This is a genomic window from Solibacillus sp. FSL W8-0372 (assembly GCF_037969735.1).
Lineage (GTDB): Bacteria > Bacillota > Bacilli > Bacillales_A > Planococcaceae > Solibacillus > Solibacillus faecavium.
Window position 1 is genome coordinate 1,970,935 of sequence record NZ_CP150204.1, and the last position, 23,415, is coordinate 1,994,349.

Here is a 23,415-nt window from a genome sequence, read left to right on the forward strand (position 1 = left end):
GCATGGGTTGAGTTAGTGAGTTTATCGCAAACACCCCACTTTCAATTATTTGGGGGTGTTGGTTAACAAACTGTCATTTTGGAACTAATGGGGATTCAATTTTATTATTTAACGCTTCTGCTTGGCTCATAAAAGAATTCATATTGGCACTTCTAGTAATACGTAATCCTAATCCAACTTCACGAAGTGCTTCCCTTAAGTTTTCAAAGTTCCGCTTATCTTCTACGGTTAAATCAGCAAATCTATATAATTCATCAGTTGGAAATTGGTTTAACTTGAAATATAAATGTTCAAGAATTTCCTTTTCACTTTTAGAAAGCGTTCCCAATTGCTTGCCAGTTGTCATTCCAAGCCAAATACCGTTTAATACATCGCCTAATTCAGTTGTAACCAAATTAGGTTCAGACCAATTATCTTCCATCTGGTTAGCGATCAAGCCTTCCAACTCTACTAAATTACTTTGGACTTCTGTAACAACAACTTGCTCCTTTACGAAGTTCATCTTTATAATTCCCCAAGCTACAATTGCCACGAGTAATATGTTCAAACCTATTGAAAGTCTGAAAAATAATTTTCTTTTCACTTAATTAAACTCCCCCTTTAAAAATAGCTTACCATGGTGCCATCTTGCTTATTAACATATTTCTTATCGGCGAAATTTTAATCTATTCAGACACTACCCTATATAAATGTTATTCAACAATATGGCCCTTTAATGAAAAGTGGTGTGATCCTTATTAAAGAATTGCGCCCGATTGTGGAAGTTTGTTATTCAACTAAAATCTCTCGTTAGTTTAAGAAAGAATGTTCTTTATTTATCTTGTTATATAAATCGATTCTCTCTTCAACTTTGTTTGAATAGGCTACACTAAGTTGGACAGATAAAATAAGGGATTGTAAACTTAGACTATCAATTAAAGGGAGCGTGCTATTATGACACGTCAACGTCGAACATTTACACCCGAATTTAAACTGCAATTAGTGAAGCTTTATGAAAACGGTAAGTCTCGTGCAGACATTGCCCGAGAATATGATATTACGCCTTCTGCGTTAGATCGCTGGATTAAGAATCACCAGGAAACAGGTTCGTTTTCAGCGAAGGATAATCGAACAGAAGAAGAAAATGAAATGGCTCGATTACGCAAGGAAAACCAACGTTTATTAATGGAGAACGATATTTTAAAGCAAGCGGCGCTGATCATGGGACGAAAATAAATGTGATTCGTAATAACACTCACAAGTATTCGGTATCAGCAATGTGTGCCGTCCTAGATATTCCAACAAGCACGTATTATTACCATGCCGACCTTTCTGGGAAGCGTGAAAAGAAAGTTGAAGAAATAGCACTTACAAAGGAAATCGCAAGTATCTTTAAAGAAAGCCGCAATAATTACGGTACACGTAAAATCAAGAAAGAATTAATGAGATTATCTAAACCAAAACAGGTTTCCCGTCGTCGAATTGGACGGATTATGAATGAACTAGGGCTTGTTTCAAACTATACTGTAGCTCAATTTAAGCCATATAAATCAAGCTGTAACGAAGCACCTGTTAAGAACGAATTGAAACGCGAATTCAATCAAGAAGAACAGTTAGCTGTCATTGTCAGCGATTTAACATATGTCCGTGTCGGAAAAAAGTGGCACTATGTATGCCTATTTGTCGACCTGTTTAATCGTGAAATCATAGGTTACAGTGCTGGTAAAAATAAATCAGCAGAGCTTGTATATCAAGCAATCTCGAGCATTCAGGCCAACCTGCATGACGTCAAAATGTTTCATACGGATCGTGGAAAAGAGTTCGATAACAAACTAATTTCAGAGGCACTTGAAACGTTTGGAATCCAGCGATCACTGAGCATGAAGGGATGTCCTTATGATAACGCCGTGGCTGAAGCAACATTCAAGGTATTTAAAACAGAATTCGCTAATCAAGCCCACTTCACCTCTCTTGAACAGCTCGCTCTTGAACTTGGAGATTACGTCCATTGGTTTAACAACTTACGAATTCACGGAACACTTGGCTATTTAACGCCTGTGGAATTCAAGCTGCAACCCTTATAATTTTTGTCCAGTTTAGTGTTGACATTCCAGTTATTATTATCCTTCCATTTAACAATCATATAGATGCTATCAACTTGCTCAATTGTTATCGGGGCTTTATTTTCATTAAAGTACGCTGGCCCTTCAATTGCTCCAGTCGATTTTTCTGTTAAATCTGTACCTGGGCCACTTTCCATATTGTGATGAACTACTGTATCTTTATTGTTAATAACTACATGGGTAATAAACTCAAACCAATCTATCATATATTCATTCTCATCTTTGATTCTTAATGTTCCGTTACCTGCTTTAAAGTCCTCTTGAGTTAGAACAATTTCATAGTTTGTTAAACTCCAATTATCACTTTCACCCATTAACGACAAGTAATAATTGTCTACACGCTCATTACAACCTGAAAGGATTAAGACAAAATAGAATAATGGAATCAAACTCAGATATTTTAACTTCTTCACTGATACTAAATCCCCCTATCAATTGGACGCTTTTTCAACCTAACCTGCTTAGTTTAAGTTCACTTATTCACAAGACCCTCTATATATTAACATAAATATCCAGTTTTTCTTATTAGGCGTTATTCAAGATAATGGCCCGTTTGTGGAATAAGAAAATTGTAATCCTTACAGATTAATTATCAATCTTTATTAAAGACCACACTAAAATTCATGCAATATGTCACCTGCTCGGAATAAAATAACTCACAATAATAGAGGCGCCCTTACTAATAAAGTGTATAATTGAATTATTAGAATTCTTCAATACTAGGTGATAATATAATGAATTTCCCACGACTTTCTCAAATACGTTTCCCAAAATTAATATTACACTCCTTGCTATTAGTCAGCGTTTTGACACTAATATCTATAATTAGCCAAGACATAATTAGGTGGATATTTAAAATAAATTTTTCTTCGATAAATGGAATTGCTAGTTTCTTAGTAATGATTTGGATTTTCTTTGCTATTCAGAATAAAAAATATCAGAAAGATTAAATGGGTATAACATTCTGATTTTGCGAAAAGTTGTATAGGAGGTGTGTTATGAATAAAAAAATGGGGATTTTTATATTTGTATCCTTCTGTTTTTTAATATGGTTATACTTTGCCATATATGAATCCTCAATCGATAACTGGTGGACAGTACTTGAAATAACACAGGAGACTGATCATATTGTGGATATCGAGGTGTCATTAGTAAAGGTGCTGATCGGGACGATTATATTTACCATCAGTGGTTTCCTAATCAATTTATTGTTGTCTAACCTTCCATTAAAAGATTGATAAAGCATACAGAATCATTCTAAATAACGTTTCCAAATCAAATCGAAAAAGGCATGAATGTTAATCGATACGACAGTTTTAGGCTGAAGAAAACGGCTGATTAAATATCAGCCGCTTTAAACTATTATTTCGCTAATTTTAATGCAATATCCGCTTTTTCCAGATCATGCTCCATCTGCTCTTGTAAATCATAGGCATGGTACATTTCATTTTTAATCATATACTGTGCAATTTTATCATGTGTGTCAATCGCATTATCAAGCTCACGACGTAACAGCTTCTTCACAGAAGGTGTTGCTGTTTCTGTAATAGCTACCGCTAAACTTCTGACTGCAGCTTTCGATGTAAGCAGTAAATCTGTCGCAATTGCCATATCATCAATGATCGATACATTTAGCTCTTCAGTTTGAGTTTCTGATTTTTTTGTCGCCATTTTTTTCACCTCACGTATTATTTACTTGCGTCAGCAAGCACTTTTTTTAAATCTTTAATTGCTTTTACTGAAAGCTCCAAATCCTCTTCAAGAATTTCTTTTAACTTTTTGTCCTGTACAAGATCAACAAACAATTTCCCTTTTGTCACACAATTCGTTTTAAAAATCAGTAATTCATGGACTTCAAGTTGCTCATGTAAAGCTAGTTCCTTTTTAGCGGCCATTATAATACCTCCTCTTTCATAAAGTGTTCACAGTTATTTACCCAACTTACATAAAAATAATCACTATGGATTGATGAAGCTATGTAAGAAATGTATAAAAGAAAAAAGGGCTTTTCGAAAATTTGAATGAATCTTTTCCGAAAAGCCCTTTTATTTATGAAACTAAAACATCTTATTTAAATTCGCCATTTCTATAGCAGACATTGCACTGTCATATCCTTTATTCCCCGCTTTTGTCCCTGCGCGTTCAATTGCCTGCTCGATATTTTCAGTTGTGACAATTCCGAAAATAACCGGTACCCCAGTATCCAAACCCGCTTTGGCAATGCCTTTAGCTGCTTCATTGCATACGTAATCATAATGTGTTGTTGATCCGCGAATGACTGTACCTAACCCGATTACTGCATCATACTTATTGGCTTCTGCCATTTTCTTTGCGATAAAGGGTACTTCAAATGCCCCTGGTACCCAGGCAGTATCAATATTATCTTCATTTACACCGTGTCTTTTTAATCCATCAATTGCACCGCTTAATAATTTATCATTAATAAATTCATTGAACCGGCCGACAACGATTCCGATTTTTAAATCTGTACCTACTAATTGTGCTTCAAATGTTTTACCCATTTTATCTGCTCCTTCTTATACAACCATTGTGTTTATTTTTATATATTGAACTAAATCTTCTATCGTAATAAATTTCAGCTGATGTTTTAGTGCGAGTTTTTCAAGCTGTGGCATCCGCGCCATTGAACCATCTTCATTCATAATTTCGCAGATGACCGCCACTTCCATCGACCCGCATAATTTTGCAAGATCTACCCCTGCCTCTGTATGACCACAGCGCTCTATTACGCCTCCTTGTTTTGCAATGAGCGGAAAAACATGTCCAGGACGGTGGAAATCTTCCGGCTTCGCTGCTGGATCAAGTAATGCCAATATCGTTGCTGAACGTTCAAATGCACTGATTCCTGTCGTTGTGTGAATATGATCGATACTAATCGTAAAAGCCGTTTGATATGTATCTGTATTACTTTGGACCATTGGATGAAGACATAGTTTTTCAGCGATGGCTGGAGATATAGGTGTACATATTAACCCTCTCCCATGAAGGGCCATAAAGTTAATATTTTCCGGTGTTGCAAATTCCCCCAGCACGAGAAAGTCACCCTCGTTTTCTCGATTTTCATCATCGGCAACAATAATAATTTCACCATTTTTTAATGCTTGAATTGCTTCATCAATCGTATTCATCTTTTTCCACTCCTTTAAAACCCTGTACGTTGCAGAAAATCCTGTGTAATCGTACTTGCCGTTTGATTTTGTAAATGCTTTTTCACATATTTCCCGATCAAATCTGTTTCAATATTCACAACATCCCCGGCCTTTTTATAGCCCAACACAGTTTGTTCGTATGTATGAGGGATTAAGGAAATGGTAACGAGTGTATCTGTCATATTAAAAATCGTTAAGCTTATGCCATCGACTGTAATAGAACCTCTTTCGATACACTGTGCAATTAAATTACGGTCCATCGCTAAATCTACATAAACCGCGTTTGCAACTGGTCTTTTCCGCTGTATGATTGCGACACCATCAACATGGCCAGATACAATATGTCCGCCAAAACGGCCGTTCGCCAGCATTGCCCGTTCCAAATTGACATGCATGCCTACAGTCAATTGTTGCATACTTGTTGCTTTAACAGTTTCAGGCATCACATCCGCCAAAAATGAATTGGACGTAAATTGTTTCACCGTTAAACAAACTCCATTCACCGCAATGCTGTCCCCGAGCTTTACATCTTCTAAAATTTTACTTGCGCGAATGGCTAATTCCATCGTTTGTGTGGACTGACTAATCTGCTCCACAGTTCCTAACTCTTCAATAATTCCTGTAAACATCCTACTCACCTCTTTTTAAAAGTAAAAAAAGAACCCCGATTGAATTCGGAGTTCGATGAGAGGAAAATTTAGCAGCATCAAATAAGCCTTTTGACTACATTTTTCAAAAAACTGATGATATTGCTTCCTTCTCCCATCCAGACTATACTGTCGGCTTTGGACTCGCACCAAATCCTGCACACAAAAGTGGCTCACGGGCTTAGAGATTTACTCATCACCGTCGATTGGGAATTTCACCCGACCCCGAAGGAAATTCATATAAAATGATCAATAAAAAAATCCCGTCACGTAGGTGCGACGGGAAAAGTGTATAGCAAAAAAGCACATTTTAAATCAAATTTTCAAAAATGCGTTGCTATTCCTTCTCCTATCCAGACTATACTGTCGGCTTTGGACTTGCACCAAATCCTGCACGCAAAAAGCGGCTCACGGGCTTAGAGTTAAACTCATCACCGTCGATTGGGAATTTCACCCGACCCCGAAGGAAATTATTTTATTTGAAAATTATTGTAACATAGATTATTTAGAATACTAATAGTCATTTCGGACCTTCTTGCTTCCATAACTATCATTCCATTTACCTCTACTAACTTGCTATTCCGTTAATTAAAATGAAACTTTTAAGGTGAGCATCCGTATATAAAAATATCCAGAATTTTTTAAAAACTAGGAAAAGAAAAGGTGTCTATAATGAAAAACATTGTCAATATAGCATATTCGTATCATAACTCAAATAAAGGTATAACAAGGATATGGACTACTTTACCGATGGATCATCCTGACGTGATTTGTACTCATTCTCCTGAAGAAAAAGTAATTGATGACGGGAACAATGAACTCTTTTATTTTACTTTAAAAGAAAATGAACAGTTTCAAATGAATTATTCCATCGATACGTATAAACAAAACGAACAAAAAATACTTACGAATAAAGAAAAGGCATTTTATTTACGCAGCGGCACACTTGTTGTTGTGGATGAACAGATGAGGAATCTAGCACATGAAATAACGGCTGGCGCTGTATCGACAATGGAAAAAGCGAAGGCAATTTTCCATTATGTAGTCAATCATTTTAAATATATGTACCCGCCTAAGGGGAGAGGCATCAAGTCTTTTTTAGAGGCGAAGCAAGGTGATTGTGGCGAGTATGCTTTTATGTTTTCTTCCCTTTGCCGTTCTATTGGTATCCCGTGCCGATCCCTTGTAGGCAGTTGGGCAAACAGCAAGATGAATGCACATGTGTGGAACGAATTTTTTGACGAACAAACGGGCTGGATTCCGGTTGATTGCAGCATGGCCTATATTCAAAAGAAGAAAAAAACTCAATTTTTATTCAGTAATGTTCGAACATTAAAATGGACCGCATACTTCGGGCAATTAGAACAGCAGCGAGTTGTTTTTTCCAATGATGCAGAGCTGTATCTTTCCCCTAAATATAATGATCTGGATAAACAAACTATAGTCGATTCGAAATATCCTCCCATCGTGCCTTTTCAAATTGACGGTCAGCCTTTTTATTGGGGCTACGAGGCAGTAAAAGGATGTGTACCATACATGCAGCCGATCTACGTGCGGTTTGACCAGGAAAATTTATCGATAAAACCTAATAAAAATCAGCATAATTATTTAGGTCAATGGAAAATTACAGAAACCGGCGCTCTAGGGTTCTTTTCAAAATTAAAAAGCTTTTCCTATTTCGTTTTCTTTATTTCCATAATATTTAGCTTTCTGTTAAGCAGTCCTTTCTTTTCTGCATTAACAGCTGGTTCGGTTATTGTTATATGTATTTCATTTATAGCCAGAAGAGAAAGAGCATTATTTTACACGGTTGTTGCACTGTACTTTTTATTGCCTTTAATCTCTAATTTATCAAAATTAGTTTAATTGCATTGCAGTATTGTAAATAACTTCTCTATCTATTTTCTTAATTTTCATTCAATTTCTCAGGAAATAAAATAATCCATTTTATTACAATTGGGTTTATAATTGATTCATCACCATAAGTTGGGGATGACAAAATGCCGCCTCGCGATAGCGCAAGCGGCTGATTGGTTGTTTTTCACCTTATAACGAGGGCAAAATTTTGGGATGGGTGGGCCTCGCAAACGGCAATAAAGGCAGTGATAAAGACACGTATCTGTGGCTTTAGCGCTGTCTTGCCGTAGCCCACCAATCAAGTGGAATTTTATTAGAGAATAATTGTAATTACATTTGATATATATGGAGGATTCTATGGCAAAAAAAACACAGTCGAATAAAAATTCTATTTTACTTGAGTTGCTATTTTATGCGGCATTACCCTATATTATTTGGAATTTTGGTAGGGAACCTTTAGGGGATTATGTTGCCATGCTGCTTTCAACCGTTCCTGGTATTGTTTATACCCTTTACCGATTTATTGTGGATAGACAATTTAATATAACGGGGTTATTTATTTTAGGTTCGATGCTAATTGGTACAACTGTGGATTTACTGTCAGGTTCAGCAGAGCAAATGATTATTAACGGAATTTATTTAGGACTTTTTTATACATTTATATATTTTATTCTGTTCGTTGTGAAGCGTCCTTTTACATTATATATCGCGGTTGATTTTGCGTATTTGCAGGGCTATGACCGAAAAGACAGCAAAACTTTATTTTTTCAAAAGGGTATTTTCCAATGGTTCCAAATCATCCAAGCGGTGTTTATTATTCGAGGTCTTGTTATGGCAGGATTAACGGCATTTCTGCTAAATAAATATGGTATCGACGGATATGGGGACATGCTCATCTATAAAAAAGTAGCGGGCTGGGTATTTTCCATTATCGTAATGGGACTTTTCTTTAATATAAATAACGTTATACAAAAACATGCAAAACAATCTCAGGAAAACAAGCAACCGGAGACAGAAAGTTCGGAAGTAGTAACGGAATCAGTATAGCAAAATGAGGAGTGAAGAAATTGAGCCATTCTACAAAGGTAAGTGAATGTCCAAAATGCGGTTCGACGGAATTAGGAAAAGGCCAGCACAGTGGTCATAGTGTCATGTCCCTCGTCAATAAATTAGGGTTTGGGTCTATTATTGAATACATTATTTGTACGGAGTGCGGATTTATAATTGAAGGCTATGTGAAAAAGCCGGAGCGGTTTAAGGACACGTATTAACCGAACCGGGAAACTTGAATCCCTTTGTCCTAGCCCATTGAACTTTACAATGGGCTACATATTTTGATAACTACCTTGTAAGGTTTCTATATATTTTATTACAGTAACCTAATGAATATATTTTTGGCTTAATCGTTAGTTTTAAAATAATCTTCCTGAAGTATTCCATAAATAACACAGTCTTTGTATTGGTTTTTGGCATTGCGAATCATATGTCTAATAATTCCTTCTTGAACCATCCCTGCCTTACTCATTACTTTACCTGATGCAGGATTGTCAGTATTATGTGCAGCAGAAATTTTATGAAGGTTCATATATTTGAACCCAAATTCCACAACCGCCTTTAACGCCTCCGTCCCATACCCCTGATTCCACCATTCATATCCAATCGAATAGCTTACTTCACAGTTTCCGGTAGCGTTATCGAATTCATACAAATCGATTTCTCCAATCAATTCTCTATCAACTTTCCGCTCAATTGCCCACCAACAAAATTCATTACTAGCATAATTACTTATAATTTTTGTTACTCTTTCTTTTGTTTCTGAAACGGTCCTATGTGCTGCGCTCGCTCTGTTGTCAGAAACCCGCTCGTCTGAAAGCCAGTGATCAAACACCTTTTGAATATCGGATATCTCCATCCTTCTAAGGATTAATCTTTCGGTTTCTATTTTCTGTGTCCCTAAAAAATTTATCATTTTTTACCCTCGCCTATTAATTATTGTTCTTACATATTTCCAAAGTGGAACACCTTATCATTAAAGATTATTGAGAAGGCGGCAATTGCATTAAGGCTCCAAAATATTGCGAAGCAGTCGTAAAACATATAAAAGCAAGAAGTTCACTAATTTCTTCATCCGATAAATATTCTTTTAAAACTAACGTAACATTCAATGGTGTGTGCCCCTTTGTTTTCAAAAAGGCTTGAGCGTATCCAGTACATATAGCTGTTTTTTCATCGTAAAGTAGTGGGTCAGGTTTTGCTTTACAATATTGACAGCCGTTTTCTTGTGCGAGTATTCTACGAACTTGCTCTTTTAATGTTGCAGATAAAAATCCATCTTTTTCAAGCGCCTCTCCTAAACTAGCCCATTGCTCTTGAATTTGTAGATTGAAGCCAAATAATTGCTGAAATGGTGTATCCCCTATATTGTTCATTTTTATAATTGTCATTATTCATCCCTCCTGTTTTAGGATAGAATAATTATAGACAGTTTCACATAATTCATTTAATGTGTTTTCATGATTACTATTTAAAAATAGAAAGGATTATTCGAGATGGATTTAATCGATGAATTAATTATACAAGAACTAAAAAAAGATAGTAGATTATCAATGAGCGAGCTAGGTCGTCGCGTTCATTTAACATCACCAGCTGTTAGAGAAAGGGTAAGGCAATTAGAAGATAAGGAAATTATTACAGGTTACACCGTTAATTTAAATGCGAAAAACCTAGGATTTCCTATTGCTGCAATTATCGAAGCAACAATTAAAAATAACCGTTACGAGGAATTCAAACAACATATTTTGTCTTATTCAAATGTAGAATTTTGTTATAGAATTGCAGGGAATGCCTGTTTTATGTTAAAAGCACATTTCTCGACACTTGAAAACGCGGAACTTTTTATTGATGAACTACTATTATTTGCACAAACAAAAACAAACTTTATTTTTTCTGAAGTAAAATAAGTATTGGCAAGTTAATATAGGAAGGAAGTTGTTCTATTTTTGAACAGCTTTCTTACATACTCGGACCTCATATATTCCATTAAAAAAACCACTCAAAAAATTTAGCAATTAAATATAGTGGTGTACCAACGATTATTGCGCCGGCAAAAAAATAACAGATATATTTAAAAATATCAAATATAGCCCCAGCCATATCATCGATAAATTTAAGCATTCTCATCCCTCCTTTGAATTGGATGAACCGCTAAGTACGTATTGCTATAAAAAAGCATATGCATTCTCTTTATATCCCATAGTTTTTTAAATTCTTCGATTGGAACTTTTCGATTATAACTCTTGTGTTCACCTTCACTATTCACCAGATGCTTTAAAGACTCTGAAAGGTAAATATACTCCTTGTCGTAGCCTACAACCGGGACAAAATGCAAGTTATTGAAATCTTTATGTACTTTAATAAAAGCTATTACAGGAGTACCTTTACTAACTTCGTATTTTAATGTGTCGATATTCCCTTTATAATAATTTGTTTTAAAGCCCTTTTTTCTTAACACCGTACGAATTCCCTTAGGATATACATTGCCGGCCATCGTTTTACTAGGAAAATGTGTGTATAACGCTTCCCCATCTGCCTCCATACCAAAATGGCGAAGAATATACGCTGTTGAAAAAGCCGCACATTCCGTATTTTTTTGGAAATCTATCCGATTATTTTGTTGAATCAGATAGTTGGCAGGATAAGCTTTTTTATGTAAAGCGGGTATAGGAAATGTCATTAAATATGTATTAATAAGTGTGGATATAACGATCCATAAAATGACTGTATTAACTATAAATATAGTACTTCCCCCTTAGCATAGAGTAAAAAATCCCCGCTACTAGTAGGAGGACTTTGAATTAGTTATATATGACTTCAATCAATTTCTTCATTAAATATTTCGCCTTGATCCCCTTCATGCTGGATGATTAAGCGAGATGTTTTATGAACATAAATAGATCGGTAATTTTCACGATCCGCTTGAATCGTAATGACACGCTTATCATCATTGTCACTTACTGTATTGAAATTATATTGGTCGGCTTCAATTTCTTCTAGGATATACTGGTATTCTGGTAAATTTGCATAATCCCCATGCAATTCAAATTGCGCTTCAATTACTTCTTTCTCAGCATCGGCGCTATTTCCGCATGCAGATAAAATAGTAGCTGCACTGAATACGATTAACATTTTTTTATACATCAAATTCACCCTTTTAAATTCATCTCTGTTTCATACTAACAAACATATATGGTATGTATCTAGGAAAGAGGCTTATATGATTGGACTTTAATGGACAAAATGTTCATTATTTTGCTATATAATTTGCATCACTCTCTCCCAAAATTTCAAAATTCTTTCCGGCTCCTTTAGTTTAGAAAAGATCCATTCCTTTTCCTGTTCAAGTAGATGGCACATATACTGTGCAGCTTCTTTATGAGTATTGACGCCAATATGGTTCATAATGTTGTGCATCTGTACTGCCTTGTCCCCTGGTATGGCAGACTCTAATGTTTTCAAGCCTAATATAGCTTTTTCAGGACAGTAGTGATGCAACAAAATGGTACCGATGTTGCCGAACGACAGGTGAAGCAGGTGACAACACCATAAATCATTTCCACGCTTAGCGCTTTGGTTATACTGATATAAAAACCAAATCGAATCATCCACTGCATCGATAAACTGCGCAGGTGATGCTTGAAGAGATGGTTCGTAATCACTCAAATAATGCTCGGGGTCATAAAGTATTTTAATATGATCTTTTTCATTAAGTGTTTTTGGAGTAACCGTATAAAAGTCGATGTGAATGAAGTCTTCATACACGCCTAATATTTGGGGCGCTACTATGAAAATATCATCCCTAAAAATCAGTTCTTTATAAGCTTTTAAATGCTCCAGGCGATGCGGCAAAAACCCAGTTACATCGTCTTCCTCTACTAGGCAATATAAGTCGATGTCTGAGAAAGAATCATGTTCATTACGCGCTATCGATCCTTTTAAAAACACAGCCTTCACTAAAGGGTTTCCTTTTAAACTTGCAAGCAGTACTTGTACAACCTCTTCCAAATGCATATAAAATACCTCCTCATCAAAGCAGACTGGATTGGGATTCATTGATCGTTTCTACAATACCTATAATTTCATCTAAATCATCAACTATATAAGGTGTAGTTACTGAACCAAAATACGGATCTCTTTTCCAAATAGTTTTCATGCCCACACGCTGCGCCCCTTCTATATCGTTTACAGGATGGTCACCTATATATATACTTTCTTCAGGCTGAACATTAAGTTGTTTCAGTGCCCTATGAAATATTTCAGGCTGCGGCTTTTTCATTTGCTCCCACTCTGACACTAAAATGGTATCAAAATAGTGTGTAATACCGAGTGCATGGATATTATCCATTTGGAATTGTCCGAAACCGTTTGTAATGATTGCTAATCGGAGGTTTCTCTGTTTCAGCTCATTAAGCATTTCATGCAAAAGGGCAAAAGGGATACAGTGAGAATGGAAATGGGCTATATAATCTTGAAGCAGGACTTCCCATGAGATTTCAATACTGAATTCTTGTACGAGCTGCTGATACACTTTATCCTTCCATACATAACCTCTTTGTTCCAGTTCAATAAATCGGTTTAAAAAATCCAGCCGATTAATAGAATGTAGTTGGTGATAGAAACGGTCATATTGATTCGCTATGAATTGCTTAACCGATGCATCCCTGTTTAATAATGTACCGTCTAAATCAAATATCACTGCTTTGATCATTTAAATTACCCCTATCGATTTTGCGTGAATAACTGTTCCAGCTAGGAAATTGTTTAAAATCCAGAAAGCTGAATAATGAAAAGGCGCTGTTATCTGTTGTATCTATTTCAATAGAAACCTTCTTTATTCCTTCACCCTGTAACAGTTCCATTTGTGTTTTGAAAAGAGCTGTCAATTTCCACTCATCTTCGGTATTTCCTTGAAATCCAGTCCATCCGACTTCATAATGATTTCCTAATTTATGCAACAAAATATACGCCTCTACTTGAGCTCCTTCAAATACAACATAGCTATAATCTAGATCAGGTTCATCATCGAGCAATATTTCTCCCCACTGTTGCCACGTATATGTTTGCACAGGATTATGTAAATGTGTGTTCTCATAGTTTTCCTTTAGTTGTGTAAGAAAGGCTCGTTTCTTCTCCTCGTTTTGCAGGACATCATTTAGAGATTCATATTGTTTAAAGGTTGGAACAGTCGGCATTTGCTGTAATAAAGCCCCTACTTCTAAATCAGGCATATACGTTTTCCTAAATAGCTTAAAACCTTGCTTTTCCATAAAAGAAATAGCATCTTTTTTCTCATCCCAACATGAAAAGATAAGCTGCTTCTGCGAATATGTATCTTTGAATAATTGCTCATATAGAGCTGTCGGCCAATTTGTCTCTGTACAGGCTGAAGTTGTATAGACTCTTACATATTTAGCTTCAGGATGAAAGCTGTTTAACCAGCTAAGCGAGAGCCCCATGATTTCGTCATCTTTTTCAAGAATAAATAACTGATGAAATGCCTTTTTTTCAATACGAGGCTTTACCTCTTCCAATTGAAGCCTTAGTTCATCCATTAATGTAGATAGATCAATATCCTGTACATGTTTGATTTGCCACATATTTTATCACTTCATTTCCTGATAAATCTGGTGTTAGGAGATCGATAGTTTTTCTAGTACATTCTCAGCACTTTCCCACTCATAAACTAGCTCATCAATTACTTTGCCGCCTATTTTGATTTGGACTTCCTTTACTAGGTGAGCGCCGTAATGTTCATAAAAAAAGCGGGTTTTATTATCCTTTAGCACTTCCACAAATATCTTTTCATAACCATTTTGAGTGAAATAGATAAACAGCTCTTTCATGAGCATTTTCCCGATGCCGTAACCTTGCATATCAGCAAACAGGTATATAGAAGTTAAATCAGCTGCATTCTCATTTTCATTTTCTTCCCTTTTCCCTGCAGTAGCAAAGCCAACAATGTGCCCATCGCTATTTTCTGCAACAACAATGTAATTATTGGGAGCTGCCATATTTCTCTTCCACAGTTCTTCTCTTTGTTCGTAGGATAACCCATCCAAATATTCATCCGGAATAATTCCTTTATACGTCGTTCGCCAGCTATCGACATGTACTTTGGCGATTCCCGCAGCATCCTCCAACTGTGCTTGCCTAATTTGCATACAAAACCCCTCCTGTTTACATTTAGTTTACCTTATATTGGGATTATATTTTTAAAATTTTCGTAATTTATTTGTGAAAAAATTGGATTTACTTTTATAATGGATAAAGCTGTTATTTAAAATTAGTTCGGGGGAAAAACACTTGAGAAAAATCACCTTATCAAATGGGGAAACCGTAGAAGTTGAATGTCTTAGTTGTGCAATAACAAGCGGGTTAGTTGAACCTGAAGGCGGTGTGGTTGTTGAAACACCGTATTTTCATGCTCATCAAGATGTAGCTTATCCAATTAGAGGATTAATAATTTTAGCTTCTAAAAGACATATTAAATGTTTAGATGAATTAACCGAGGTGGAAAGATTAGATTACATAAATATTTTATCAAGAATAAGAAAAGCACAAAGAGACGTTTTAGGAATCGAATATGTCTATTATTTTTATAACGAAGACACTACCCACCATTTCCATACTTGGATGGTTCCGAGATATGAGTGGATGTATGAATTCGGACGTTCAGTAGAGTCAGTACGACCGGTATTACTTCACGCTAGAAACAAAATGAATGATAAAGGAAATGTTGAAAAAGTTATGGACGCAATCCGTGATCTAACAGAGGAGTTGAATAAATAATTTAACTGCTTGATACTTTTCATTCATCCGCGACTGAAAATTTTTTCTAATATCATACTAAAATGTGCTAATAAATTTTAAAATGTGCTAATAAAACTGGGGTTTTCTAATATATTCTTGAGTTCTTCAAATATCCTGCGAAATTTGCTAATAAAGTAACCTGATTTGCTAATAAGTTGCTCCGATATGCTAATAAAATGAAAAATCTGCTAATATCTCAGATCGCCGCTGAAATGGGCTCGGCTATTTCGAATATATCTCCCTGTTTTTCTAATAAAATAAAAAATCTGCTAATAACCCCGGCCCAACCTCACACCCGCTTCAAAACCACAAAAAAACTCACTAAAAGCATTTCCCCCTTTAGTGAGCTCAAACTTAAACCTGTTATTATTTTAATCGTTCATTAATTAATGCTTCCATATCGCTAGCAATTGTCTCATATTGTACGCCGTCAGTTCCCTGACCTGTACCGGAATAGTTTTTGACGGCTACTCCTTTTTCATCGACTAGGAAAAATGTATCGGCGTGGATGACTTGATTATCGGTTACGCTTGCTCTAACCGGGGTTTTGAATGAATTGATTGCGAGCTGCTCGATAAATTTCTGGTCGTATCCCGTAAGCATATGCCATTTCGATTCATTTAACGGGTTATGGCGGCTTAAGTATTCCGTTAAGCGCTCTGGTGTATCGTAGTCAGGGTCTACGGAGAAGGCGACAATTTTATATTGCTCAAGCCCCTTCTTTTCGATTTCATCCTGTACTAGTTTCATATTTTGAGTCATTGGTGAACAAATTGTTGTGCAGCTTGTAAAGATAAACATTGCAAGCCATGGTTCCCCTTTTAAACTATCAAGTGTCACTTCTTCATTGCGGTGATCGGTCATTGTAAAATCGGAAATTTCGAAACTTGTTGTTGGCTTAAATTGATAATTACTGCAAGCAGAAAGTACTGTAGCGATTACGAGTACAAATGCGAGTATTATGTTTTTCTTTTTCATTTATCTCTCTCCACTTCCCAAACATTACCTTCATCTTATCGAATGTTGTCCACATTCTCAATAGTTATCATGCGAAAGGTTATGTGTCAAAATTGTGAAACCGCGCTTCACAACTAATTGCGTTCTACCGGATTACTAAGTGAGACGAGTGCTGTATGAATCGCTTCAAGCTTCGTTTCAATTCGATATAACAAATAAAATGAAATAAAGATTGGAAACGTTACTTCCTGAATGATTGCTATCCACTGGTCCATCCTAATCCCTCCTTCGACTATATAAAAAGCCGGTAAAGCATTGCACTTCACCGGCCTTCCTTTTAGTTAATCAAGTCAATCGCTGTTACATGACGCTCAACAATTCTTGCAGACTTTTTCACGTTGAATAAAAACCCTTCTTTTGAGAATGCTGCCTGGTCAATAATTGCTTGCATTGCTGCATTTACTTCAGCTTCCGTTAAATTTGGTTTTGGATCATTGATATTAATCGTCATTGTGCTTCCAGCAGCATTTGCAAATGTTAATTGTAATACTTGTGCCATATGCTCACCTCCTGTCCATTATTTTTTGTTCGTTAGGCCGTTACACTTTCTTTTTGCGTCTTCACAGATTCGATATAATCATAATCTGTTAGTCCGACGATCGTTGATGCCACAGTGTGTAGTTGCTGTGCTGTTGCATTCATCGCCACATTTCGGAAAGTTGAGCTTTTAATAACTGGCTCATTAAATTCATCGACGCCTGTTTGATAAAACACTGTCAATGTTGCGGAAAGGAATCCGAATTCGTTCATGTTTATCACCTCCTTGCCCTATATATGTCACGATTTATTGAAAAAAGGGACAATGACGATGAAAAAATTTACAAAACCTTATATAATAGACATATTGAGTAAAAATTGAGGTGAATATTGTGGGCTTAGAAGGCTGGTTTTTATGGTTTATATTATTTTGGGTTGTTGTGTTAGTTTCGCTTATGGGGATCGGCGGCTTCTTTATGTTCCGCAAATTTTTAAAGGCACTCCCAAAACAGGATGGGAAATCAGATTTGGACTGGCAAGCCATTTATTTAGATAAAACGATCCACTTATGGGGAAATGAAGAAAAAGAGCTGCTTTCTGAACTTGTAAGTCCTGTACCTGAACTGTTTCGTCAAGTAGCTAAGGAAAAAATTGCCGGCAAAATCGGGGAAATCGCTATAGAGGAACATGCTACGAAAATTGATTTAGACTTAATTATCCGTGGTTATATTATTGCCTCCCCTAAACGCGACCATAAATTTCTGCGTAAAAAACTGAAGGAAATGAAAATTGATACAACGGACTATGACCATTTATTTGAGGCATAACGCGTAAAAAGGCTGCCCTTGAAAGTAAAAAACTTTCATGGACAGCCTTTTATTTATGCAATGATTTGAGACTTTTCAAGCTTTTTATACTTAATGAGCATACCGATACGCCACGGTAAAATCATGAAGAACGCCAAAATGAAGAACATTCCCGCAAGCTCACCTACATCAAAGCTTTCTGCAAATATTAATTTTAAAATAATCCGTAAAACCAATAATCCCACTAATATAAAAGGAAACGCCTTTGATTGCTTCATATAAACTGCGTTATCCCGAATTTCAAATTTCGACGTTAGTATTAACACTACCGAAAACATTAAGCCCAGTGCAGCCGCTTCTGCTATTTGAAGAGGTGCTACTCGGAATTCCTCAAAAATAAACATCAATGCTCCTGTAGACATGGCAAATGGAGGGATGAGTATTTTTTTAGTGGATACCGGTTTTTTTTGTGCGCGCAGTCGTATTACCATGACAAACGAACCCATGATGACGGCCATAATCGTCGAACCAATTAATAAATAGTGAGAAGGTATACTGTCAAACATCATATTCCTCCTCTTATGCTGACAAATAAGTATTACGTTAAGTTGAGAACATTCGATGCGACCTCTTTTAATTGCTCAGGCTGAAAAGGCTTTGTTATAAAATCTTTAGCACCACTTTCAATGGCGGTTTTAATTTTAGTTTGCTGACCAAGTGCCGTAATCATAATGATATTGGCATCTGAATGTTTAGCCTTTATTCGTTGTACCGCTTCAATGCCTGTCATAACCGGCATTGTAATATCCATCGTTACGAGGTCAGGCAATAGCTGATCATATAATAGAACTGCTTCTTTTCCGTTGGCAGCCTCTCCCACCACTTCAAAGCCGAATTCCTTAAATATATTTCCGATTGTAACACGCATGAAAAGCGCATCATCCACAACTAATACAGTCGGCATTGAACGATCACATCACTTTCAATAGTATAGCATGGTATTAAAAAGCATGGAACTATTAGAATCCTGTAAACCCACCGAAAATTGGCGAGAAAATTGTAATAATATATGTCATTCCATCGAAGAACAATAAGATTCCGACAGCGATCATAATGTAACCGCCAACTTTAATGATTTTTTGGCTATGAGTACGTATCCAGTTCATTCGTGTGATGAAGAACGATAATGTAAAGAACGGAATGGCAAAACCTAAGTAATAGGCAATCATATACCAAATAGCAGAGTCAGGGTTCGTCCCACCAAGTGTGATGATCGCCATTAATATTGGCCCTGTACATGGTGTCCATCCAGCTGCAAATGCCAAACCGATTAACAACGAGCCTAAATATCCTGAAGGACGATTTTTAAATTGGAATTTACGGTCCTTCATTAAAAAATTGATCTGTAATAAGCCGACAATCATTAAACCGAACGCAACAATTAAAATCGCTCCGACTTGACGCAATAAATCCTGATACTGGAAGAAGAAGTCTCTTGCTAGAGACGTTCCAAACCCTATTGCAATGAATATGATGGAAAATCCGAGCAGGAAAAATAAAGTATGTAAAATGGCGCGTCTTTGCATCATTCCCTTTTCGGTTTTGAGCTCATCGAGTGTCATGCCGGTAATGTATGACAAAAACGCCGGGTAAAGCGGTAAGGTGCATGGTGAGATAAAACTTAGAAATCCAGCACCAAACGCTAAGAAGATATTTAAATCTGTATTCATGCTGCATTCAATCTCCTTCACATTGATGCCTCAATCGTACCAAATTTTTCAATACATTACTCACTTTTTTAATGTGAATTTTTTTTGACAGCCGTGTGAGGTATATGTGAAACGAAGAAACGAAGTAATTTACCTTCTACCGAATCATATCTATAATCAGTAAGCTAGAATAAATAACCGATGTAAATAGTACTACAATAAAGATTGTGATCGTCTGAAATTTAATCGACCAGCGCCAAACACATTCCTTTGGATAGACCTTTTTCCAACGAAGTGCCGCTTTAAAATTGATAAACCAACAATGTAATGTCACTACCAACGAAGGTAACGTATATAAACCAATCAAGATCATCACTTGCTGAAAAGGTGTCGTCGTATATTTTCCGTAACTAATTACGAAATATGGAAGGACAAACCAGAAAACGGATGTAAATAATAATACGATAGCTACTACTAAATGAAGCCATAAATATTCACTATGGACTTGCTTGTAATATTTTAAAGCTGCTTCCACAATTATCACCTGTCCTGTTCTTTTTCATTTACTATTCCCACTAATATAGGCAAATGAAACGAGAAAAGTGATTGATTTTTATAATCATGTGAAAAATTACCTCTAAATTCTACAATGACAGTTAATAAGCGCTAAAAAGCTGAAGTTAATTCGTACAAATCTCTATTTGAACGTAAATTCCATTCCGGTTCAAAACGGTTAATAATGGCGTTTTTCAGGCTATTCATTTCCTTTTCATTGTCCATAGGATAAATTGCAAAATGGACGTCATTATCCGGCAGCATTAACGTAATATTCGCATTCACATGACAATGTGTCGCTGTGCCATCTCTGAAGCAGCCTTTCGCATATATGTTACCTATGTGCTGATTAAAGCGTTCTTTAAATGTTCGTGCGCAAACCCCACAAAATTTCAGCTCATCATTAACGATAATCGTATATATCCCTTTTTGCTTGAGTAAGTCTTCTTCCCCCTTAACGATAAAGCGTGTATATGTAAGATCGCCGTAGTTGTTTAGAAACTGCCTGTAAAAGATGTTCCCCTCATCTTTTAATTGCTTTATTGCCTTCCCTGCAGGCCAATTTAATACATGCTGTGCTTGGCGGCTAACCTCTTGTAGCAGGTGTTCGTATTTTTTTTGTAATGTAAGTTCATGCAGCGTTTTCTTATCGAAACTTTCGAATAAATTCACAATCCCCTGTTCTAGTACAAGCATTTCGATTTTCGTAAAACGTATCTTTTCCCCTTTTACTTGAATTAACATAGTAGCTCCCCTTTCTTAAAAATCCCCATTCACTTTAATTTCGACATAAATTCACAAAATCCTCTAAAAGTTTCGTCTTTACTGTATTAGTACAATAAAAAAAGCGACTCGCTCAATTTGAACGAATCGCTTTTCCATTAAAAATTCTCTTTATCGAATATTTCAAGATCGATAATGCGTGCACCTTGTTTTGTAATAGCCGCTTCCAGCTCATCCACAGTAGACTGTTTAGCACCTTTAGTTAAAGTCATGACAACACGGCGCAAATAAGTTGTATCGTCATCTAACGAGAACACACAATGTAATGGCCATACCTTTTTAACTGCCGTTAGCACTTTAATTAATATGCCATCCGTATCCGGCAGTGCAACGGTAATCGCACAGCTGCCTGTTCGGTAGCCCCATGCTTCTTCCAAAAGCTCGAACACTTTTGAATGGGGTAAAATGCCTGAAAAGTTCCCTTTTGTATCAACTACTGCTAGATATGGGAGCTGTTTAATAGAATGGAACACTTCAAAAAAAGAACTGTTTTCATGAATGAAGGCATCGGGCTCTTCTGTTAGAATTTTTACCGGTACTTTCATATCGCCCTCTTTTAATTTATGTTCGAGTAATTCTACCTTATAAATATTGCCGATAAATTTTTCGCCGGCTTCGTCCAACACAGGAATGCATCGATAGCCATTGTCATTCAATTGACCGAGTACATCTGAAATCAGGTCCGTTTCTTTCGCATAACTTACGTCTTTCTTTTTAACATACTTTTGTTTTACAAGCATTGTGTTACCTCCTTTGGTGTTCTATCTATTATTTTAATAGTAGAATCACAATTACGGAAGTTATTTTTTGAATATTTTGTAAAATAAAAAGCTAATCACCATAACATGGGGTTACTTTTCAATTAAAATTCCACTTGATTGGTGGGCTGCGGCATGACAGCGCTAAAGCCATGTGATACGTGTCTTTATCACTGCCTCTATTGCCGTTTGCGAGGCCCACCAATCCCAAAATCTGCCCTCGTTATATAGTGAAGTAAAAAACACCTAATCAATCCTCTTGCGCTAACGATGAGGCGGCAATTTTGTCATCCCTAACTTATGGTGAAGAATCAAATAAAACTATTTATAAAGTTCATAATAAATATAGGCATATGCTAAATCGATGCATTTTTGATAGTTCGCCAGATTATTTTCCTTATTATTAACTGAGGCAAAATAGATGGCCTCCAACACACTGCCGTTCCTTGGGTATTGCTCGCGGATTATTGCAAACACCTTTGCGCACAGCTCATCGGTCTCCTGTTCCGATAATTGGATAATATAGCCGATTGTCGACGCGTCGATTCGTGTGCTCGTAATGATCTCTTGCTTCATTGCCTTCATCATTTCGTCATTGATTAAATGAAGGATTTCACTAATGCTTTCTTCTTCGCATGTTAATATTTTGCAATCCACTAGAACTAGTGTATGACCATCATTTTCTACATTACTCAATAAACACTTTCCTGCAAGTTTAAATCGTGATAAAGGAGATAGGAAATGATCATCCTGTTCATACTCATTGTCATAGGCAGCTTTAATATACTTTTCCATATAGCGCTTGTCTGTTTCGATTTTCCGGTAAAACAGCGCATGAAACTGTTCCATTTCCCGAGAGATGCTATCCTCATTCAGCATTTTATATGAGTCGGTAATGAACGTATAACATTCCTGAACTAAATCTTTATTTCTTTTTAAATTCATACAGACGATGAGTACTTCATGCAGCAGCTCTATTGCTGTTTCATATTCACCTTTTTGATAATGTATTTTCCCCCGAAGTACACGAATATGTAAATCACTGCGAGAATCCTTTTCTACTTCATATCCCGTAAAATAGCTATTATATAAACTTTCAGCATACTGAACTTTATTAAGTTGTAGTGATATTTCAATATGCGCAATAAATCGAGTTATGAAGTATCGCTCATCATATTCTGACCCCATCTTAAAAAAGACTGCTGGGAGTTTACTCAATTGCCATAATACATCACTCGGCAAAACATCCTTCTGTGCTGCAGTATAGTTGTTCATTGCGATTGACAGGACGGAATAATTTTCGAATTGAAGTGCATAGCTACTCGCAATTTTATAGTAGTTTTTTGCCTTTTCAAAATCCAGACTAAAATAATAGCAATGCCCAATTACTAAATAGAGTACAGCTAGACACTCTTTTAAGTTGTCCTTGAAATAAGGTTCTTGATTCATTAAGTATTGCAACAGCTTCATGTTGTAGTCGTGAGACAATATAAATGGCTTACTCTCCAAGAGTATAAAGTCATTGATTGTTTCAGCATCGCCTTTTTGAATAATGTATGTAAAAATCGATTCAAAACCCTCATATTGTGCTTCCTGCGATGGGAATGGCTGTGATCGATAAATTTCTAGCTCATGTATTGTTTTCACACGTTCTACCATAGATTTGCG

Annotated in this window: 35 protein-coding genes and 2 riboswitches; of the genes, 8 read left to right on the forward strand and 27 right to left on the reverse strand. The window is 36.3% G+C overall.

The genetic code is table 11. The annotated features are described in order from the left end of the window. Positions 1-73 precede the first annotated feature (73 nt). Positions 74-583, reverse strand: coding sequence for a hypothetical protein (locus MKY13_RS09745; protein WP_339212250.1), 510 nt, complete (start codon positions 581-583; stop codon positions 74-76). A gap of 350 nt (positions 584-933) precedes the next feature. Between MKY13_RS09745 and MKY13_RS09750 the strand changes: the two genes are divergently transcribed. Beyond that, positions 934-2,063, forward strand: a protein-coding gene (locus tag MKY13_RS09750; protein ID WP_339212252.1) for an IS3 family transposase whose coding sequence is annotated in 2 segments (ribosomal slippage) — positions 934-1,180 and positions 1,180-2,063 — 1,131 coding nt in all. Because the reading frame shifts where the segments join, the coding sequence is not laid out codon by codon here. Here the strand turns inward: MKY13_RS09750 and MKY13_RS09755 are convergent. Beyond that, positions 2,024-2,515: a hypothetical protein gene (locus MKY13_RS09755; RefSeq protein ID WP_339212253.1), complete on the reverse strand. Its 492-nt coding sequence runs from the start codon at positions 2,513-2,515 to the stop codon at positions 2,024-2,026. The two genes, MKY13_RS09750 and MKY13_RS09755, sit on opposite strands and share 40 nt — an antisense overlap. A gap of 585 nt (positions 2,516-3,100) precedes the next feature. Between MKY13_RS09755 and MKY13_RS09760 the strand changes: the two genes are divergently transcribed. Then, positions 3,101-3,340 (forward strand): hypothetical protein, encoded by a 240-nt coding sequence (locus tag MKY13_RS09760; protein ID WP_339212255.1) that lies wholly within the window; start codon positions 3,101-3,103, stop codon positions 3,338-3,340. Positions 3,341-3,464: 124 nt separating this feature from the next. On the opposite strand, the gene MKY13_RS09765 is transcribed toward MKY13_RS09760, so the two are convergent. The 5 genes from MKY13_RS09765 to ribE (MKY13_RS09785) all read right to left on the reverse strand — a co-directional run bounded on the left by MKY13_RS09765 (position 3,465) and on the right by ribE (MKY13_RS09785) (position 5,901). After that, entirely contained in the window at positions 3,465-3,773 is a 309-nt protein-coding gene (locus tag MKY13_RS09765; RefSeq protein ID WP_339212256.1) for a spore coat protein, read from the reverse strand. Positions 3,774-3,790: 17 nt separating this feature from the next. Next, positions 3,791-3,997 carry a spore coat protein gene (locus tag MKY13_RS09770; RefSeq protein ID WP_339212258.1) on the reverse strand — a complete coding sequence of 69 codons (207 nt, stop codon included), beginning with the start codon at positions 3,995-3,997 and terminating at the stop codon, positions 3,791-3,793. Positions 3,998-4,159: 162 nt separating this feature from the next. Beyond that, positions 4,160-4,624 (reverse strand): 6,7-dimethyl-8-ribityllumazine synthase, encoded by a 465-nt coding sequence (gene ribE, locus MKY13_RS09775; protein WP_191698830.1) that lies wholly within the window; start codon positions 4,622-4,624, stop codon positions 4,160-4,162. 15 nt (positions 4,625-4,639) lie between these two features. Continuing rightward, positions 4,640-5,251, reverse strand: coding sequence for a 3,4-dihydroxy-2-butanone-4-phosphate synthase (gene ribB / locus MKY13_RS09780; protein ID WP_191698829.1), 612 nt, complete (start codon positions 5,249-5,251; stop codon positions 4,640-4,642). Positions 5,252-5,265: 14 nt separating this feature from the next. Continuing rightward, positions 5,266-5,901: a riboflavin synthase gene (gene ribE, locus MKY13_RS09785; RefSeq protein ID WP_191698828.1), complete on the reverse strand. Its 636-nt coding sequence runs from the start codon at positions 5,899-5,901 to the stop codon at positions 5,266-5,268. 121 nt (positions 5,902-6,022) lie between these two features. Beyond that, positions 6,023-6,156: riboswitch (FMN riboswitch) on the reverse strand. Positions 6,157-6,256: 100 nt separating this feature from the next. Next, positions 6,257-6,391, reverse strand: a riboswitch (FMN riboswitch). Between the two features lie 200 nt (positions 6,392-6,591). Between ribE (MKY13_RS09785) and MKY13_RS09790 the strand changes: the two genes are divergently transcribed. The 3 genes from MKY13_RS09790 to MKY13_RS09800 all read left to right on the forward strand — a co-directional run bounded on the left by MKY13_RS09790 (position 6,592) and on the right by MKY13_RS09800 (position 9,047). Next, a complete protein-coding gene (locus MKY13_RS09790) occupies positions 6,592-7,785 on the forward strand; it encodes a transglutaminase-like domain-containing protein (protein ID WP_339212262.1) in 1,194 nt (397 codons plus the stop codon). Positions 7,786-8,133: 348 nt separating this feature from the next. Further along, positions 8,134-8,823, forward strand: coding sequence for a VC0807 family protein (locus tag MKY13_RS09795; RefSeq protein ID WP_339212263.1), 690 nt, complete (start codon positions 8,134-8,136; stop codon positions 8,821-8,823). 20 nt (positions 8,824-8,843) lie between these two features. Beyond that, complete coding sequence (locus tag MKY13_RS09800; protein WP_339212264.1) at positions 8,844-9,047, forward strand: transcription initiation factor TFIIIB; 204 nt, start codon at positions 8,844-8,846, stop codon at positions 9,045-9,047. Positions 9,048-9,175: 128 nt separating this feature from the next. Here the strand turns inward: MKY13_RS09800 and MKY13_RS09805 are convergent, their stop codons facing one another. Together MKY13_RS09805 and MKY13_RS09810 are read right to left on the reverse strand one after the other, a co-directional pair. Beyond that, positions 9,176-9,745, reverse strand: a complete 570-nt coding sequence (locus MKY13_RS09805; RefSeq protein WP_339212266.1) for a GNAT family N-acetyltransferase — start codon at positions 9,743-9,745, stop codon at positions 9,176-9,178. Between the two features lie 67 nt (positions 9,746-9,812). Beyond that, positions 9,813-10,220, reverse strand: coding sequence for a carboxymuconolactone decarboxylase family protein (locus MKY13_RS09810; RefSeq protein ID WP_339212267.1), 408 nt, complete (start codon positions 10,218-10,220; stop codon positions 9,813-9,815). Between the two features lie 105 nt (positions 10,221-10,325). Here MKY13_RS09810 and MKY13_RS09815 point away from each other — a divergent pair, with 105 nt between their 5' ends. Beyond that, a complete protein-coding gene (locus MKY13_RS09815) occupies positions 10,326-10,736 on the forward strand; it encodes an Lrp/AsnC family transcriptional regulator (protein ID WP_339212269.1) in 411 nt (136 codons plus the stop codon). Positions 10,737-10,815: 79 nt separating this feature from the next. Here MKY13_RS09815 and MKY13_RS09820 read toward each other — a convergent pair whose 3' ends face one another. The 7 genes from MKY13_RS09820 to MKY13_RS09850 all read right to left on the reverse strand — a co-directional run bounded on the left by MKY13_RS09820 (position 10,816) and on the right by MKY13_RS09850 (position 14,993). After that, on the reverse strand, positions 10,816-10,950 hold the full coding sequence (locus MKY13_RS09820; protein WP_339212271.1) for a hypothetical protein: 135 nt from the start codon (positions 10,948-10,950) through the stop codon (positions 10,816-10,818). Then, on the reverse strand, positions 10,943-11,509 hold the full coding sequence (locus MKY13_RS09825; RefSeq protein WP_339212273.1) for a cysteine peptidase family C39 domain-containing protein: 567 nt from the start codon (positions 11,507-11,509) through the stop codon (positions 10,943-10,945). The genes MKY13_RS09820 and MKY13_RS09825 overlap by 8 nt, the downstream gene beginning before the upstream one ends. A 137-nt stretch (positions 11,510-11,646) precedes the next feature. Then, positions 11,647-11,973, reverse strand: coding sequence for a hypothetical protein (locus tag MKY13_RS09830; RefSeq protein WP_339212275.1), 327 nt, complete (start codon positions 11,971-11,973; stop codon positions 11,647-11,649). A gap of 114 nt (positions 11,974-12,087) precedes the next feature. Beyond that, positions 12,088-12,843, reverse strand: coding sequence for a nucleotidyltransferase domain-containing protein (locus tag MKY13_RS09835; RefSeq protein ID WP_339212277.1), 756 nt, complete (start codon positions 12,841-12,843; stop codon positions 12,088-12,090). A 16-nt stretch (positions 12,844-12,859) separates the two neighbouring features. After that, entirely contained in the window at positions 12,860-13,540 is a 681-nt protein-coding gene (locus tag MKY13_RS09840; RefSeq protein ID WP_339212278.1) for an HAD family hydrolase, read from the reverse strand. Continuing rightward, positions 13,518-14,429 carry a hypothetical protein gene (locus tag MKY13_RS09845; RefSeq protein ID WP_339212279.1) on the reverse strand — a complete coding sequence of 304 codons (912 nt, stop codon included), beginning with the start codon at positions 14,427-14,429 and terminating at the stop codon, positions 13,518-13,520. The genes MKY13_RS09840 and MKY13_RS09845 overlap by 23 nt, the downstream gene beginning before the upstream one ends. 33 nt (positions 14,430-14,462) lie before the next feature. Further along, a complete protein-coding gene (locus tag MKY13_RS09850) occupies positions 14,463-14,993 on the reverse strand; it encodes a GNAT family N-acetyltransferase (RefSeq protein WP_339212281.1) in 531 nt (176 codons plus the stop codon). Positions 14,994-15,135: 142 nt separating this feature from the next. On the opposite strand from MKY13_RS09850, the gene MKY13_RS09855 reads away from it, so the two are divergent. Further along, a complete protein-coding gene (locus tag MKY13_RS09855) occupies positions 15,136-15,621 on the forward strand; it encodes a diadenosine tetraphosphate hydrolase (RefSeq protein WP_339212282.1) in 486 nt (161 codons plus the stop codon). Positions 15,622-16,008: 387 nt separating this feature from the next. Here the strand turns inward: MKY13_RS09855 and MKY13_RS09860 are convergent, their stop codons facing one another. The 4 genes from MKY13_RS09860 to MKY13_RS09875 form a co-directional block, all read right to left on the reverse strand. Next, positions 16,009-16,620, reverse strand: coding sequence for an SCO family protein (locus MKY13_RS09860; RefSeq protein WP_191698818.1), 612 nt, complete (start codon positions 16,618-16,620; stop codon positions 16,009-16,011). A gap of 113 nt (positions 16,621-16,733) precedes the next feature. After that, positions 16,734-16,874 carry a YvrJ family protein gene (locus tag MKY13_RS09865; protein WP_191698817.1) on the reverse strand — a complete coding sequence of 47 codons (141 nt, stop codon included), beginning with the start codon at positions 16,872-16,874 and terminating at the stop codon, positions 16,734-16,736. Positions 16,875-16,936: 62 nt separating this feature from the next. Further along, positions 16,937-17,158 (reverse strand): DUF2922 domain-containing protein, encoded by a 222-nt coding sequence (locus tag MKY13_RS09870; RefSeq protein ID WP_191698816.1) that lies wholly within the window; start codon positions 17,156-17,158, stop codon positions 16,937-16,939. Between the two features lie 32 nt (positions 17,159-17,190). Beyond that, on the reverse strand, positions 17,191-17,409 hold the full coding sequence (locus tag MKY13_RS09875) for a DUF1659 domain-containing protein (RefSeq protein WP_339212284.1): 219 nt from the start codon (positions 17,407-17,409) through the stop codon (positions 17,191-17,193). Positions 17,410-17,528: 119 nt separating this feature from the next. Here MKY13_RS09875 and MKY13_RS09880 point away from each other — a divergent pair, with 119 nt between their 5' ends. Next, positions 17,529-17,963 (forward strand): DUF2621 domain-containing protein, encoded by a 435-nt coding sequence (locus tag MKY13_RS09880; RefSeq protein ID WP_339212286.1) that lies wholly within the window; start codon positions 17,529-17,531, stop codon positions 17,961-17,963. A gap of 53 nt (positions 17,964-18,016) precedes the next feature. Here MKY13_RS09880 and MKY13_RS09885 read toward each other — a convergent pair whose 3' ends face one another. The 7 genes from MKY13_RS09885 to MKY13_RS09915 form a co-directional block, all read right to left on the reverse strand. Then, a complete protein-coding gene (locus tag MKY13_RS09885) occupies positions 18,017-18,508 on the reverse strand; it encodes a cytochrome c biogenesis protein CcdC (protein WP_339212288.1) in 492 nt (163 codons plus the stop codon). Between the two features lie 32 nt (positions 18,509-18,540). Then, the gene (locus MKY13_RS09890) at positions 18,541-18,906 is read right to left on the reverse strand and encodes a response regulator (RefSeq protein ID WP_339212289.1); all 366 of its coding nucleotides are present in this window, start codon (positions 18,904-18,906) and stop codon (positions 18,541-18,543) included. A gap of 55 nt (positions 18,907-18,961) precedes the next feature. Continuing rightward, on the reverse strand, positions 18,962-19,672 hold the full coding sequence (locus MKY13_RS09895; RefSeq protein ID WP_339212291.1) for a cytochrome c biogenesis protein CcdA: 711 nt from the start codon (positions 19,670-19,672) through the stop codon (positions 18,962-18,964). A 136-nt stretch (positions 19,673-19,808) separates the two neighbouring features. Continuing rightward, positions 19,809-20,195 carry a hypothetical protein gene (locus MKY13_RS09900; RefSeq protein ID WP_339212293.1) on the reverse strand — a complete coding sequence of 129 codons (387 nt, stop codon included), beginning with the start codon at positions 20,193-20,195 and terminating at the stop codon, positions 19,809-19,811. 122 nt (positions 20,196-20,317) lie between these two features. Continuing rightward, positions 20,318-20,950: a hypothetical protein gene (locus tag MKY13_RS09905; RefSeq protein ID WP_339212295.1), complete on the reverse strand. Its 633-nt coding sequence runs from the start codon at positions 20,948-20,950 to the stop codon at positions 20,318-20,320. A 137-nt stretch (positions 20,951-21,087) separates the two neighbouring features. Next, entirely contained in the window at positions 21,088-21,729 is a 642-nt protein-coding gene (gene cbpA / locus MKY13_RS09910) for a cyclic di-AMP binding protein CbpA (protein ID WP_191698809.1), read from the reverse strand. Positions 21,730-22,068: 339 nt separating this feature from the next. After that, on the reverse strand, positions 22,069-23,406 hold the full coding sequence (locus tag MKY13_RS09915; RefSeq protein ID WP_339212297.1) for a dehydrogenase: 1,338 nt from the start codon (positions 23,404-23,406) through the stop codon (positions 22,069-22,071). Between the last annotated feature and the right edge of the window lie 9 nt (positions 23,407-23,415).